This is a genomic window from Aurantibacter sp. UH7, assembly GCF_056839165.1.
This window is the reverse complement of record NZ_CM166388.1, coordinates 36,570-50,157: the sequence shown is the minus strand read 5'-3', so window position 1 is coordinate 50,157 and position 13,588 is coordinate 36,570. Positions and strand designations below refer to the sequence as shown.

15 protein-coding genes are annotated in these 13,588 nt (G+C 33.7%); 9 read left to right on the top strand and 6 right to left on the bottom strand.

All coding sequences use genetic code 11. The annotated features are described in order from the left end of the window. Window positions 1–48: 48 nt before the first annotated feature. The 5 genes from UH7x_RS00255 to UH7x_RS00235 all read right to left on the bottom strand — a co-directional run bounded on the left by UH7x_RS00255 (window position 49) and on the right by UH7x_RS00235 (window position 5,876). Window positions 49–1,740: an alpha-amylase family glycosyl hydrolase gene (locus tag UH7x_RS00255; RefSeq protein WP_482361717.1), complete on the bottom strand. Its 1,692-nt coding sequence runs from the start codon at window positions 1,738–1,740 to the stop codon at window positions 49–51. A gap of 49 nt (window positions 1,741–1,789) precedes the next feature. Next, on the bottom strand, window positions 1,790–2,572 hold the full coding sequence (locus UH7x_RS00250) for a carboxypeptidase-like regulatory domain-containing protein (RefSeq protein ID WP_482361716.1): 783 nt from the start codon (window positions 2,570–2,572) through the stop codon (window positions 1,790–1,792). A 124-nt stretch (window positions 2,573–2,696) separates the two neighbouring features. Next, window positions 2,697–4,517 (bottom strand): DEAD/DEAH box helicase, encoded by a 1,821-nt coding sequence (locus UH7x_RS00245; protein ID WP_482361715.1) that lies wholly within the window; start codon window positions 4,515–4,517, stop codon window positions 2,697–2,699. Window positions 4,518–4,656: 139 nt separating this feature from the next. Further along, the gene (locus UH7x_RS00240; RefSeq protein ID WP_482361714.1) at window positions 4,657–5,301 is read right to left on the bottom strand and encodes a DUF4337 domain-containing protein; all 645 of its coding nucleotides are present in this window, start codon (window positions 5,299–5,301) and stop codon (window positions 4,657–4,659) included. Further along, window positions 5,301–5,876 carry a non-canonical purine NTP diphosphatase gene (locus UH7x_RS00235; protein WP_482361713.1) on the bottom strand — a complete coding sequence of 192 codons (576 nt, stop codon included), beginning with the start codon at window positions 5,874–5,876 and terminating at the stop codon, window positions 5,301–5,303. The genes UH7x_RS00240 and UH7x_RS00235 overlap by 1 nt, the downstream gene beginning before the upstream one ends. Window positions 5,877–5,918: 42 nt before the next feature. Here UH7x_RS00235 and UH7x_RS00230 point away from each other — a divergent pair, with 42 nt between their 5' ends. The 6 genes from UH7x_RS00230 (at window position 5,919) to serA (ending at window position 10,718) form a co-directional block, all read left to right on the top strand. Then, entirely contained in the window at window positions 5,919–6,371 is a 453-nt protein-coding gene (locus UH7x_RS00230) for a methyltransferase family protein (protein WP_482361712.1), read from the top strand. Between the two features lie 94 nt (window positions 6,372–6,465). Next, a complete protein-coding gene (locus UH7x_RS00225) occupies window positions 6,466–7,077 on the top strand; it encodes a SatD family protein (protein WP_482361711.1) in 612 nt (203 codons plus the stop codon). Continuing rightward, a complete protein-coding gene (locus UH7x_RS00220) occupies window positions 7,074–7,772 on the top strand; it encodes a DUF3307 domain-containing protein (RefSeq protein WP_482361710.1) in 699 nt (232 codons plus the stop codon). Before UH7x_RS00225 ends, UH7x_RS00220 begins: the two co-directional genes overlap by 4 nt. A 77-nt stretch (window positions 7,773–7,849) precedes the next feature. Beyond that, entirely contained in the window at window positions 7,850–8,299 is a 450-nt protein-coding gene (locus tag UH7x_RS00215) for an alpha/beta fold hydrolase (RefSeq protein WP_482361709.1), read from the top strand. Continuing rightward, window positions 8,289–8,648 carry a hypothetical protein gene (locus UH7x_RS00210; protein WP_482361708.1) on the top strand — a complete coding sequence of 120 codons (360 nt, stop codon included), beginning with the start codon at window positions 8,289–8,291 and terminating at the stop codon, window positions 8,646–8,648. The genes UH7x_RS00215 and UH7x_RS00210 overlap by 11 nt, the downstream gene beginning before the upstream one ends. Window positions 8,649–8,825: 177 nt before the next feature. Continuing rightward, window positions 8,826–10,718 (top strand): phosphoglycerate dehydrogenase, encoded by a 1,893-nt coding sequence (serA, locus tag UH7x_RS00205; protein WP_482361707.1) that lies wholly within the window; start codon window positions 8,826–8,828, stop codon window positions 10,716–10,718. Between the two features lie 56 nt (window positions 10,719–10,774). On the opposite strand, the gene rlmH is transcribed toward serA, so the two are convergent. Next, window positions 10,775–11,248 (bottom strand): 23S rRNA (pseudouridine(1915)-N(3))-methyltransferase RlmH, encoded by a 474-nt coding sequence (rlmH, locus tag UH7x_RS00200; RefSeq protein ID WP_482361706.1) that lies wholly within the window; start codon window positions 11,246–11,248, stop codon window positions 10,775–10,777. A 69-nt stretch (window positions 11,249–11,317) separates the two neighbouring features. On the opposite strand from rlmH, the gene nadC reads away from it, so the two are divergent. The 3 genes from nadC to UH7x_RS00185 are packed head-to-tail and all read left to right on the top strand — an operon-like array spanning window position 11,318 to window position 13,578. Continuing rightward, window positions 11,318–12,175: a carboxylating nicotinate-nucleotide diphosphorylase gene (gene nadC, locus UH7x_RS00195; protein ID WP_482361705.1), complete on the top strand. Its 858-nt coding sequence runs from the start codon at window positions 11,318–11,320 to the stop codon at window positions 12,173–12,175. Next, entirely contained in the window at window positions 12,176–13,144 is a 969-nt protein-coding gene (locus tag UH7x_RS00190; RefSeq protein WP_482361704.1) for a YihY/virulence factor BrkB family protein, read from the top strand. Next, window positions 13,141–13,578, top strand: coding sequence for a DUF2147 domain-containing protein (locus UH7x_RS00185; RefSeq protein WP_482361703.1), 438 nt, complete (start codon window positions 13,141–13,143; stop codon window positions 13,576–13,578). The genes UH7x_RS00190 and UH7x_RS00185 overlap by 4 nt, the downstream gene beginning before the upstream one ends. Window positions 13,579–13,588 lie beyond the last annotated feature (10 nt).

Sequence of the window (13,588 nt, the reverse complement as noted above, 5' to 3'; positions counted from 1 at the left end):
AAAAAACTACGGTAGCTTAATTTAAAATTTCACATTTACCAAAGAGAATTAAGGAGCCAATTCTAATAGTGCTATCGTATTATTATTGTCTAAAATTACTTTTCCATTCGCCACTAATACTTCTGTATTTGAATACGTGTCGAATAATTTTGTTCCATCGCCAAAGAAGCCTTTTACCCAAAGCGATTTTTTTCCTATCGGTAAATCTAGTCCGACGACAACTTTATCCTTGTAATCCTCATTCACATATGTTCGACTAAAAACGTATGGCTTTTTAGCAAGTCTTTTGTGACGGCCTGCACCAACAGCGGGATGATTGTCTCTAAACTTGCCCAATTTTTGCCAATGCTTAAGTATTTTTTGCGTTTCTTCAGAAGATTTTATATCGTCCCAATTCATAAATGAGCGTAATGTAGCATCACCTATAGCATCATCAATTGTTAGGCTTCTTGAACTTTCATCACCATAATAAACTTGTGAGGCTCCTGGTGTTAGTAATAAATAGTTTGCTGTGACGTACGGTTTTGTTCGTTCTTTGTCATAAGGAGCATTATCATCATGCGAAGTCATATAATTTAAAACAGACTTTCCATTAAGCTCGTTATTTAAAAGGTTACTATACTTCTCAAAAACAACGTCATATGACTTTGTAGCATCTGTTTTTAATTCAAAGTTGATTAAGCTCCTAAAACCATTATCAAAATAATCAACCTTTTTGTCTCCAAAACTATAGTCTCGTCCACTTGAAATATTGTAACCGTAAACTTCACCTGTCATAAAAAACGGATTGTTGTCTAATACTTCTTCGGGATTTCTTTTTTTCCAAGTAGAAAATGAATAGGATGCTTCTTTATATAGTTCTGCCCAGGCTTCTTCATCTACATGTTTTACAGTATCTACGCGATAGCCGTCAATACCATATTCTTTAATGTAATCAGTAAGCCATTTAATAATATAATACCGTGGAGCACGAGGATAGCCAGTACGTTCAAAAAATAATTGTAATTCATCAAGCTCTTGGCTTAGTTTGCCTTCAGTTTTCCATTTTGCTAATAGATGGTCTGGTAGTTTTATAGCTTCTTTAGATTCTGTGTGAATGTCAGGTAAGCCATCTACAAGGGTGCAACTTGTTGTATTTTCATAGTTGGTAAACTCGCATGTGGGTGAAGTTCTTACCCATTCTTTAGGCCATAATGGATCTTGTTCGGTTGCAGGACCAGTATGATTCAAAACTACATCCATGAGTATTCTAATGCCATAATTATGTGCAGTTGCCACGAGGGTTTTAAGTTCATCTCTTGTGCCAAAATTGGCATCTAAATTTGTCCAATCTTTTGCCCAATAGCCGTGATATCCATAAGTGTTACCCGTGCCCTCATCTACAGCGCTATGTATGTTCTCTATTATTGGTGTAAACCAAATTGCATTAATTCCTAAATCTGTAAAGTAACCTTCTTTTATTTTTTGAGTGATTCCAGCAATGTCGCCACCCATAAAACCCCTTAAAACAGCTGTAGAATCGTTACGATTATAACTTATGTCATTGGCAGTGTTGCCATTATTAAAACGATCTGTAAGTAGAAAATATACGTTAGCAGCATCCCAAATAAATGGTGCCTTACGCTCAGGATAAATAACGGAATCTTTAACTACTGCAGTTGCTACTACTGGTTCTTTTTTTTGTTGCTTACAACTAAATAGAAAAGAGAACATTGCAAGGGCAATCAGAAGTTTCTTCATTTATAGCTATTTTTTCTAAAGCTATAAAATGATGCTGGGAAAAGAAAATTTATTTTTTTCGATTCAAAACTTTGAAGTCTTCGTAACAACTACTTATTGCATCTAGTATTTGAAGATCATTGGCCGTACGAATAAAAGATTTTGAATAATTGCAGTTGTTTAAAATATCTTCGATATCCAATTTTTCCATATTTAACAGCTCAGTTAAAGCTTCACGATCAAACTTTGTTGCTAAAAGATCTCTAATATGGTCATCAGCTTTTACCTTTCTTAACTTGCGCATGTTATTCGGTTTTCTACCAAATAAATTTCGAAGTTGATCTGCAGGATTTAAAATTGCACCAAGAACTTTGGTAACTGCACTTGGACTTTTATTACCACCTTCATAGCTTACATTTAAACCAGAGATGCTATATTGGTATGCATTATTGATAGGTATGTTCTTTACATCTATTTCTAGATAACCTGTAAGCTGATAGGGTTTTACTATTACTTCTTCTAAAGCATATGCAAGTTCGGTTAAAGATATTTTTGTGTCCTTAAACTTGAACATATCATTAGTAATCCTAATCTTTTGTGATTTGAAACCTAAATAAGAAAAATATAAAGTGTCATTTACTGCTGCATCGATACTAAACTCACCTTTCTCATTGGTTATCGTACCTATTACTTGATTTAAGTTTATAATGTGCACAGATTCCATAAGAGATTCGTCTTGTGCATTCACTACAATTGCATTGAATTCTCTTAATTGTGGAGCTTCTTCTTCTATATCTTGAGCAATAGAAGTTAATCCGTATAAAAGGCTAAAAAGGAGTATAATTTTACGCATTGACACTAAATCAGTTGTTTCGGAGTGCTAAACAAATGAAAAAAAAGGGTTTGAGCATGTTTTTAATAAACAATTAACTAAGAACTCGTTTAAATATAAAAGTTTAAACGAGTTCTAGATTAATCTAGTAATATCCACTTTTTCTCTTGCTGCTACTGCCGCTGCTTCTTCTTTTTCCAGAATTAGAGGCACTCCCTTTAGAGAAATTTCGATCACTTCTTCTTCCTCCACTTCTGCTAGAATTTCCTCCGCCAGAACCGCCTTTATAACTTCTGCGACCCTTGTTACGGCCTCCTCGACCACCTTCAGGACTCTTAGAAACTTCAACATTGATAAACCTTCCGTCTTCTTTATAATCAGAAAAGAATGCTAAGATTGAATCGGTATGTTCTGCTTCGGTATTAAAAAATGAAAAGGCATCTTTTGTATCAACTTTGAAAACGTCATCACGTCCAAGGCTTAATTTATCCTTTAAGAAATCCTTTAAAGTCATCCAGTCATAACCGTCTTTCTCACCAATATTGATGAAATAACGAACAGAACCATCTGAAGAAGCTCCTCTATCACTTCTTCCTCTATCGCTTCTTTCATTTCTATCGCCACCTCGTTCACGATCAGGACCTGAGCTATTTAAATCTTTCGATTTATTGTAATAGTTTGAGAATCTTGTAAATTCAACAGAAACTATCTTCTTTATTAGTTCATCGCGGTCGATTCCTTCAAGAACTTCGTTAATAGCTGGCAAGTAATTCTCAACGTCAGTATTAATCTCTGTATCTTTTATTTTATTAGCTAAATGATACAATTGAGTTTCACATATTTCGATACCTGTTGGAATCTTTTTACTAAGAAAATCACGCTTTATCTTTCGTTCAATAGCATTTATTTTTCGCATTTCACTGCGAGTTATAATAACCATTGATATACCTGATTTTCCAGCTCTACCAGTACGACCACTTCTATGCGTATAGGTTTCAATCTCATCTGGCAATTGGTAGTTGATAACATGTGTAATATCGTCAACATCAATACCACGGGCTGCCACATCTGTAGCAACTAACATTTGTATTTGTTTTTTTCTAAAAGAACTCATTACCAAATCTCTTTGGTTTTGACTAAGGTCTCCGTGTAACGCGCCAGCGTTATAGCCGTCTTCTATTAGTTTTTCTGCTACACGTTGTGTATCTCTTTTTGTTCTACAGAATACAACTGAAAATATATCAGGATTAGCATCTGCTAATCTTTTTAATGCTGGATAACGGTCGCGACCACTAACAACATAATATTCGTGTTGTACAGTATCCGTTCCAGAATTTTTTGCCCCAACAGTAATTTCTTGTGGGTTGTGCATGAATTTCTTTGCGATTACCGATACCTCTTTTGGCATTGTTGCAGAGAAAAGCCATGTCGACTTTTCATTAGGTGTGTTTGATAGAATATCTTTTATATCCTCAAAAAAGCCCATGTTCAACATCTCATCTGCTTCATCTAGAATGCAATAATCAATTTTTGAGATATCTACTAAGCGGCGGCCAATCATATCTTTCATTCGGCCAGGGGTAGCTACTACAATTTGCGCCCCTCTTTTAATTTGTTTTGCTTGTTCGGTGATACTAGCACCACCATAGATAGCAACGGTATTTAAGCCTTTTTCAAACTTAGAATACGCCTTTATCTCATTGGTAATCTGTAAACAAAGTTCACGGGTAGGAGAGAGGATCAACCCTTGAGTTGTTCTACTGTTCGTATCTAATTTCTGAATTAGCGGAAAACCAAAAGCTGCGGTTTTACCTGTTCCTGTTTGGGCGAGTGCGACTAAGTCGGTTTCACCTTCCAATAAAATTGGGATTGCTTTTTCCTGTACTTCTGACGGGGTTTCAAAACCCATGTCAGCAACTGCGTCTAATAGGGACTGTTTTAGCCCTAGCGCTTCAAATTTGTTCATTTTATGTTATACTAAATCGCAAATATGTGTGTTGCATAGAGCGATTATCGCGTATAACCTACTGAACTCAGCGCAACACCTGCCATACCGGCGGCGGTTAATAAAGGCGCAAAGGTACAGCTAATTATTCAAATAGAATTTAAGGCGCTAATATATAGCCATATGTGGCGATTATTGCACCTATTATCCCGAAAATAATCATTAGAACGATAAATGATTTTTGAAGCCTAGGGCTATCATAAATAATTATGCATACCGCCCCTAGTACTATGCATATTTGAAAAAATAGCATGGCTATGTCAAATTTCTTTGTTGCTTTATCGTATTGGTCGGCTAGTACTTCCCATTCTTTTACGCCTATTATTTTACCCAATTCACCATCAAGGTCTTGTACCCACTTTTCTTTTGGAATATTAGCCGAACCTATTAGTATTTCTTTTTTTTCGGCATCATACTTCTTTATTTTGTTCTTTGAGATTTCTATTGATTCTACAATAATTGATTTTTTATCTTCTGCTATTAAGTCGGTATGTAGTAAGGCTTCTAAATAATCTAACTCACTTTCTTTTAAGCTTTCTTTTATACTTTTTGATTGATACCAGCTGGAGTAATTAACTACTTTGTTATGTGCAATCATCATCTCTTCTTCAAATTCCCCATTTATCATTTGTGATATTGCCATTAATGCGGCGAAAAATGCAATCAAAACACCACCAATGGCTTCTGCTTTTTCAGAAGCAACTGATACTTCAACAGTTTTCACATTTTCATTCTTTTGTGACATTAGGTAAGTGTTTTTAGATATGTTATTAATTCTTGGAGTGCTTTACCGCGGTGACTAATTTTGTTTTTCGTCGTCATCGAAAGTTGAGCAAAGGTCTGATTATAGTTATCGGGCATAAAAATAGGATCATAACCAAAGCCACCAGCTCCCAGCTTTTCTTTAGTTATGTTACCATTTACGATACCTTCGAAAAGTTGCGTATGCCCAAGTAAGTTTAGTGCAATTACAGTTTTAAAATGAGCCACTCTATTAGGTTCATTTAATGCTTCCAATAATTTATTGATGTTGTCTTCATCATTTTTTTGTTCTCCAGCATATCGCGCTGAATATACGCCTGGGGCACCATCTAATGCATCAACCAAAAGTCCGGTATCATCTGCAAAGCATGGTAAGTTGTAATTTTTTGTTACATAATCTGCTTTTATTTTGGCATTGCCTTCTAATGTGTTTGCAGTTTCCGGAATTTCTTCGGTACAATCAATATCGTCTAAGGATAGTAATGTTATGTTTTTAGGCATAAGTAATTGTACTTCTCGCAATTTGTTTTGGTTGTGGGTTGCAAAAACAAGTTTCATAAATTGTTCATATTATATTTTCGAAAATAGTAATTTTATAAGATGGAATTAAAATTACCGCCAATTGTTGTGTTTTTTATCTTTGCAATTCTTATGTATTTATTGGCTTATTTTCTGCCTTTTGGTGAATTTGAGTTTTTTGGACGATATTTTTTAGGGTATGTGTTATTTGGTTTTGCGGTTGTTTTAGGCTTGATTTCTGTTGGTCATTTTTTTAAAAGTAGGACAACTATTGACCCTAGAAAACCGGAAAAAGCATCGAAGCTAGTAACTAATGGAATATTCGCTTTTAGTAGAAACCCAATGTATCTAGCTTTGTTACTTGTTTTAATTGCCTTTGCATTGCGGTTGGGTAATGCTTTTAATATATTACTTGCAGCTTTTTTTGTTTCTTATATGAATCGATTCCAGATTTCACCAGAAGAAAAAGTACTTACCAATATGTTTGGAAAAGAATATCAATTATACTGTAAAAACGTAAGACGTTGGTTTTAATGAATTCGTCTTTTTATAAGTAATAATGCTTATAAATGTAATATATTATCTATTTAGCTTATATTTGTATATATTAGCATTATAACTTATATGTATGTACGCAATAATTACAGGTGATATTATTAATTCTGAAAAGCATCAGACCGCTGAGTGGCTCGGTATCTTGAAGAATTATTTTGGTAAACTTGGAGAGTCACCTCACGATTGGGAAATTTATAGAGGAGATGAGTTTCAGCTAAAAGTATCAATAGCTGATGCTCTTGAAGTAGCCATCCATATAAAGGCACTTATAAAGTCTATTAAAGGGCTCGATGTACGCATGGGTATAGGTGTTGGTGCTATTACGTTCGTAGGAGATGGTGTTAGCGAATCAAATGGCCCAGCTTACCGGCTTTCTGGTAGAAGTTTTGAAACGCTTAAAACTAAGAAACTAAACTTATCTTTTGCTTCAGATAATATATTTGATGATCGTACGCTAAATTTAATATTAAAATTGGCTTTAAATTTTATTGATGACTGGTCTCCAGTCTCTGCAGAAATTGTTGCACTGGCACTCGAAAACCCAGATGCATCACAACAAACTGTAGCAAAAGAATTAAACATTAAACAATCTGCGGTAAGTCAACGCCAAAAAAGAGCAAGATTAGATTTGGTGCAAGAGTTACTAGAATATTACCAAGAAACTATTAAAAAAATCGCCCCATGATTTTATTTATAAAACTATTTTTAGCTCATCTTATAGCAGATTTTCTATTGCAACCTAATAGATGGGTCATTCACAAAGAATCTAATAAAGCAGCTTCTAAGTATTTATATTTTCATGTTTTATTACATTTTGTAATTACCATGTTGTTGTTGTGGGACCCTTCAGCATGGAAAATGGTGCTAATAATTACGATATCACATTATATAATAGATTTGGCAAAATTGTATGCAAATCCACTTTTTAAACTCAAAAGTATTCCATTTTTTATTGATCAATTACTGCATATACTCGTACTATACTGTTGTGCTTTTTATGATAATTTAAAAGAACATACCATTTCTCTTTTTGAGAATATTGACTGGCCCTTTGTAACGGCCATAGTTTTTTTAAGTTTTCCAGCGGCCATAATAATGGGGAAACTGTTGGAAAGTATGTCGAGCCAAATAGCATTTGATCATAAATCGTTACCAAATGCAGGTAAATACATAGGAATTATAGAACGCTTGTTTGTGCTGGTGTTTATTATATCGGGAAGGTGGGAAGTCATAGGTCTGCTAATTACCGCGAAATCGGTTTTTAGATTTAATGATTTAAAAGAAAGTAACAGTAGAAAATTAACAGAGTATATTCTTATAGGTACTTTAATGAGCTTTGGCCTTGCAATTATAACAGGTATTATATACACTAGTATTTAAAGTCTTAAAATTAGACTTATTATTGTTTTAAGGACTCTGTGTGGCTATTGTTGTATTTAAAAAAACGTAAATCATAAATGTGTAATAAAGAATCAATTAGAAATTTCATTATTATTTCTATTCTCACGACTGCATCATTATTTTCTCAAACTAAATTTTTTACATCTTTTGATGATACCAAAATCGCTTATTTAGATGAGGGAAATGGAAAACCTGTACTATTAATTCATGGTTTTATAAATACTAAAAACTCTTGGAAAAATACAGAAATTAAGAAAGATTTGCTTGCTAAAGGATGTCGGGTGATAAGTTTAGACCTTCGTGGTAATGGGGAATCTGATAAGCCCCAGAATGAAAAAGCATATAGTAATAATGCTGAAGTCCGTGATGTAATGGTGCTCATTGATAAACTCAAAATAAAAAGATATAAGGCAATTGGTTATTCGCGTGGAAGTATAGTTCTAGCGGAGCTTTTAACGCAGGATAAGCGAATAAAAAAAAGCGGTTTTAGGTGGGATGGGTATTGATTTTTCGAATCCCGAATGGCCGAGAAGAATTCTTTTTGCCGATGCCTTTAATGGTAAAGTTACAGAAGAAACAAAAGGTGCTGTAGCTTATGCAAAATCAATTAATGCCGATTTAAGAAGCCTTCATTTACAACAAAAATATCAGCCATGTACTTCTAAAATGGATTTAGCTAAAATTAAGAAGAAGATACTCGTTATTGCTGGTGACCAAGATTTAGACAATGGAAACCCTGAAGAACTTCAAAAAGTGCTTCTTAATGGAACATTGCGTATAGTGGAGGGCAACCATAATGGTACTTATAAAACAAAATCTTTTTCAAATGCTGTTCTTACTTTCTTAAAAAAATAGAATATATCAAAATGTAGATGATTGGTTATACCGATAACTTTTGATAACATTTGACTGATACCAAAGGGATTAATCTTTATTTTTACAGCTTATTATTTTCAATAGATACTATTCCCGTGAAAACGGGAATCCAAATTTCATTTAAATAGAATTCCTGGCATATCAGGAAAATAAATTATGGTAGAAGTGGGTAGAAAGTACGTATTCGATTTTGATAGCACATTAACAAGAGTTGAGGCGCTAGATGTTTTAGCAGAAATGACTTTGCAGGGCAATTCAAATAAAGATGAGGTTATTGAAGAGATTCAAAAAATAACCAATCTTGGTATTGATGGTGATATCTCATTTACAGAATCACTTGAACGTAGAATAAAATTGTTAAAAGCTAATAAATCTGATTTAGACGGTTTGGTTTTAGAATTACGTCAGAAAATTTCAAAATCAATAGAATCTAACAAAGAGTTTTTTGAAAAGTTCGCTGATGACATTTATGTTATCTCATGCGGATTTAAAGAATTTATCGACCCTATCGTAAAAGAATATAATATCCCATCTGAAAGAGTATACGCAAATACTTTTAAATTCGACGAAGCAGGAGACATCGTTGGTTTTGATGAAAACAATCCGTTGTCACAGCATAATGGTAAGATTCAATGTCTAAAAGAAATGGACTTAGAAGGTGAAGTTCAAGTTATTGGAGATGGATATAGCGATTACGTAATGCGTGAAGCTGGTATAGCAGATAAGTTTTTTGCATATACCGAGAATGTACATAGAGATAAGGCAGCAAAAAATGCTGACCATGTAACGCCTAATTTAGATGAGTTTCTCTTTGTTAATGATTTACCACGTAATATCTCATATCCTAAGAACAGAATTAAAATTTTGCTCTTAGAAAATGTGCATCCAGCGGCATTCGACAAATTTTCTGGAGATGGTTTTTCTGTAGAATTGGTTGATAAAGCTATTCCTGAAGAAGAATTAATTGAAAAGATAAAAGGAGTACATGTTTTAGGTATTCGTTCTAAAACACAAGTAACTGAAAAGGTTTTAGATGCTGCAGACAAATTGTTAGTTGTTGGTGCTTTTTGTATTGGGACTACTCAAATTGATTTAAAAACTGCTAGAAATAAAGGTATTGTTGTTTTTAATGCCCCATATAGTAATACACGTTCTGTGGTTGAATTGGCTATTGGACAAATAATAATGTTAATGCGTAACGTGTTTCCAAGAAGTACGGAAATTCATAATGGTCAGTGGAATAAAACTGCTGTTAATTCGAGAGAAGTAAGAGGTAAAAATCTTGGAATTGTTGGTTATGGTAATATAGGTAAGCAATTATCGGTATTAGCAGAGGCTCTCGGTATGCGTGTTTATTACTACGATGTAGATGATAAATTGGCTTTAGGGAATGCGGTTAAATGCAACACATTAGAAGATTTATTAAATGTGTCTGACGTGGTTACATTGCATATTGATGATAATAAAGCAAACAAAAACTTTATTGGGGAAAGAGAAATAGGGCAAATGAAAAAAGGCGCTATTTTAATAAATCTTTCAAGAGGTTTTGTGGTAGATATTAAAGCATTGGTGGGCGCATTAAATTCTGGAAAATTAGGAGGCGCTGCAGTTGATGTTTATCCTGAGGAGCCAAGAAGTAATGGTGATTTTATAACAGAGTTACAAGGTTTATCTAATGTTATTCTAACGCCGCATGTTGGTGGGAGTACAGAAGAAGCACAAAGAGATATTGCTGATTTTGTACCAAATAAAATCATGGATTATATAAATTCTGGTAATACAGTTGATGCTGTTAATTTTCCGAATATAAGATTGCCGAAGCAAAACAATGCACACCGTTTCTTACATATTCATAAGAATGTGCCTGGAATAATGGCTAAAATAAATAAGGTTTTGGCTGAATATGAGATGAATATTACCGGACAGTATCTTTCTACAGATAGTGATGTAGGTTATGTAATCTCTGATTTGGACAAAGAATATAATAAGGAAGTAATTAAAGCTTTAAAGAAAGTCGAGAACACAATTAAATTTAGAGTTCTTTATTAGAATTGAAAATAAATTAGATTTAAAAAGTGATGAGCGAGAACGTTTATCACTTTTTTTTATCGATGATGATAAGGTTCATTTTTTAAAATAGTAAAAGCTCTGTATAATTGCTCCACGATAAATAACCGAACCATTTGATGTGAGAAAGTCATTGTCGATAGGCTTATTTTTCCTTGCGCCTTTTTATATACTTCATCACTAAAACCATAAGGGCCACCTATTACAAAAACTAACTGTTTAATTCCCGAATTCATTTTTTTTTGAAGATATTCAGAAAAACGTACAGAAGAGAATTGCTTTCCGTTTTCATCTAATAGAACTAGAATATCAGTATTGTTAAGTTTTCTGAGAATTAATGCCCCTTCTTTTTCTTTTTGCTGATTTTCAGAAAGATTTTTCGAATTCTTTATATCCTGAATTATTTCTAGCTCAAACTTTATATAATGCTGTAAACGACTTTCATAAGTGGAAATCAATGTTTGTAATTCGTTATTATCGGTTTTGCCTACCGCAAGAAGTTTAATTGTCATGTTTCAAAGTTAGTGGAATTTCTTTTTTGGAATATGTTTTTGTTAATTTAGCCTAAAGCAAAATAATTTATGATTACAGAAGCGCAATTTCAAAATGAACTAGATATTATTATTTCAAATGCCATTCGTGAAGATGTAGGTGATGGCGATCATAGTTCGCTATCATGTATTCCTGCTTCCGCAACGGGTAAAGCTAAATTGTTAGTAAAGGAAGATGGGATTTTGGCTGGAATAGATTTTGCAAAACAGGTTTTTGCATACGTTGATGATTCATTGGAAATTGAAGTAATGATTGAAGATGGACAAAAAGTTGCCTACGGCGATATTGCCTTTTATGTTTCAGGAAGCTCGCAGAGTATCCTAAAAGCAGAGCGATTAGTTTTAAATGCTATGCAGCGTATGAGTGCTATTGCAACGAAAACAAAGTTTTTTGTAGACTTATTGAAAGGTACAAACACTAAAATATTAGATACACGTAAGACTACGCCAGGAATTAGAGCTATAGAAAAATGGGCGGTAAAAATAGGAGGGGGTGTTAATCATCGCTTTGCGTTGTATGATATGATTATGCTTAAAGACAATCATATAGATTTTGCAGGTGGAATTACAAATGCCATTAAAAAGACGCAAGATTATCTTAAAGAAACCAATCGCGATTTAAAAATAATAGTAGAAGCAAGAAACCTAAGCGAAATTAAGGAAATCCTACGGTCCGATGGTGTATATCGAATTCTTATTGATAACTTTAATTATGAAGATACGAGAACTGCAGTTAAATTAATTGGAGAAAAATGTCTTACAGAATCTTCTGGTGGTATTAATGAGAAAACCATAAGGGAATATGCTGAGTGTGGCGTTGATTATATTTCTTCAGGTGCTTTAACGCACTCGGTCTATAATTTAGACCTTAGCCTAAAAGCGGTATAAATGTCAAAAGAAATCGAAGAAAAACTAGAGAAGATTCCTATTGTTAATTGGGCGGTAAAAATCATGCAACAAATTAAACTTCCTGGTTTTGAAGGACTTTCGATTTACGACCTTATTGAAATGTATATTGGTGGAATTATAAATGGAGCTTTAGGAACTAGAGCAAGTTCTATTGCCTTTAGTCTTTTTATGGCTTTGTTTCCGTTAATAATATTCTTGGTTACGTTAGTGCCATTTTTAGTATCTTTTTTCAGCTTGGGAGATTCCAGTTTTGAAGCTCAATTTTTACCATTTTTAGAGTCTTTTTTGCCCTCAGGAACGGCAGACTATTTTAGTGATATATACGAGCAAATTAAAAACCAGAAAAGTGGCGGTATTTTATCATCTACTTTTTTACTCTCAATTTTTTTAATGGCGAATGGTGTAAATGCCATCTTTGGTGGGTTCGAAACTTCGTATCATGTGAACTTAACTCGAAATCTCTTTAAACAATATGCATATGCACTAATGGTAGGTTTACTGTTGTCGGTATTGATTATTATAGGCTTTGTTGCTTTTGTTTATATCGAAGTTTATGTGCTTAAATATCTAAGTGAGTTTGTTGCAAGACAAGGTGGTTATGTATTAGGTGAAGATGAAATCTTAGGGGTTCAAATAGCTAAATTTCTTTTCTTTATAATTCTTTCATACTTCACTACGGCTATATTATATTATTTTGGAACTGCTGAGGGTAAACAAGCAAAGTTTTTTTCAGCCGGTGCTTTAATGACTACACTATTGTTTATTTTAACATCGTATCTATTCGGAGTTTATGTTGAAAAGTTCGCTCGTTACAATGAATTGTATGGTGCTTTAGGTGGTTTGTTGATATTGATGGTATTTATTTGGTTAAATTCCAATATCTTGCTGCTCGGCTTTGAATTAAACGCATCGCTAAATTCATTAAGAAACAGATTTAAAAAAGAATGATCCTTCCCACAAAGTTTTCCTTAGTATTAGTATTGCTGTTAACTACAAGCCTAGCAAATTCACAGTCTATTTTTGGTAAATGGAAAACCATTGATGATCGAACAGGCAACCCTAAAGCAATCATTAATATCTTTAATAAAGATGGTTTAATGTACGGTATTGTTGAAAAAATAGTAGAACCTGGGAAAGAGAACGCCAAATGTGTAAAATGTGAAGGTGAATTAAAGGATAAACCTGTATTGGGTATGACCATTATTGATGGCTTAGAAGAACATGATAATGGTAAATGGAAAGGAGATACACTTTTTGATCCCGAACAAGCGATGACTTTTCGTTGTAAAATTTGGTTGAACCCTGAGGATTCCGACGAATTGAAAGTACGAGGTTATTTAGCATTTATTTATCGCACCCAAACATGGGTTCGTGCTGATTGATAGACGATAG

Excerpts from the sequence above, each read along its gene's own strand:
- UH7x_RS00255 (WP_482361717.1), bottom strand. The coding sequence starts at position 1,740 with ATGAAGAAACTTCTGATTGCCCTTGCAATGTTCTCTTTTCTATTTAGT.
- UH7x_RS00250 (WP_482361716.1), bottom strand. The coding sequence starts at position 2,572 with ATGCGTAAAATTATACTCCTTTTTAGCCTTTTATACGGATTAACTTCT.
- UH7x_RS00245 (WP_482361715.1), bottom strand. The coding sequence starts at position 4,517 with ATGAACAAATTTGAAGCGCTAGGGCTAAAACAGTCCCTATTAGACGCA.
- UH7x_RS00240 (WP_482361714.1), bottom strand. The coding sequence starts at position 5,301 with ATGTCACAAAAGAATGAAAATGTGAAAACTGTTGAAGTATCAGTTGCT.
- UH7x_RS00235 (WP_482361713.1), bottom strand. The coding sequence starts at position 5,876 with ATGAAACTTGTTTTTGCAACCCACAACCAAAACAAATTGCGAGAAGTA.
- UH7x_RS00230 (WP_482361712.1), top strand. The coding sequence starts at position 5,919 with ATGGAATTAAAATTACCGCCAATTGTTGTGTTTTTTATCTTTGCAATT.
- UH7x_RS00225 (WP_482361711.1), top strand. The coding sequence starts at position 6,466 with ATGTACGCAATAATTACAGGTGATATTATTAATTCTGAAAAGCATCAG.
- UH7x_RS00220 (WP_482361710.1), top strand. The coding sequence starts at position 7,074 with ATGATTTTATTTATAAAACTATTTTTAGCTCATCTTATAGCAGATTTT.
- UH7x_RS00215 (WP_482361709.1), top strand. The coding sequence starts at position 7,850 with ATGTGTAATAAAGAATCAATTAGAAATTTCATTATTATTTCTATTCTC.
- UH7x_RS00210 (WP_482361708.1), top strand. The coding sequence starts at position 8,289 with ATGGGTATTGATTTTTCGAATCCCGAATGGCCGAGAAGAATTCTTTTT.
- serA (WP_482361707.1), top strand. The coding sequence starts at position 8,826 with ATGGTAGAAGTGGGTAGAAAGTACGTATTCGATTTTGATAGCACATTA.
- rlmH (WP_482361706.1), bottom strand. The coding sequence starts at position 11,248 with ATGACAATTAAACTTCTTGCGGTAGGCAAAACCGATAATAACGAATTA.
- nadC (WP_482361705.1), top strand. The coding sequence starts at position 11,318 with ATGATTACAGAAGCGCAATTTCAAAATGAACTAGATATTATTATTTCA.
- UH7x_RS00190 (WP_482361704.1), top strand. The coding sequence starts at position 12,176 with ATGTCAAAAGAAATCGAAGAAAAACTAGAGAAGATTCCTATTGTTAAT.
- UH7x_RS00185 (WP_482361703.1), top strand. The coding sequence starts at position 13,141 with ATGATCCTTCCCACAAAGTTTTCCTTAGTATTAGTATTGCTGTTAACT.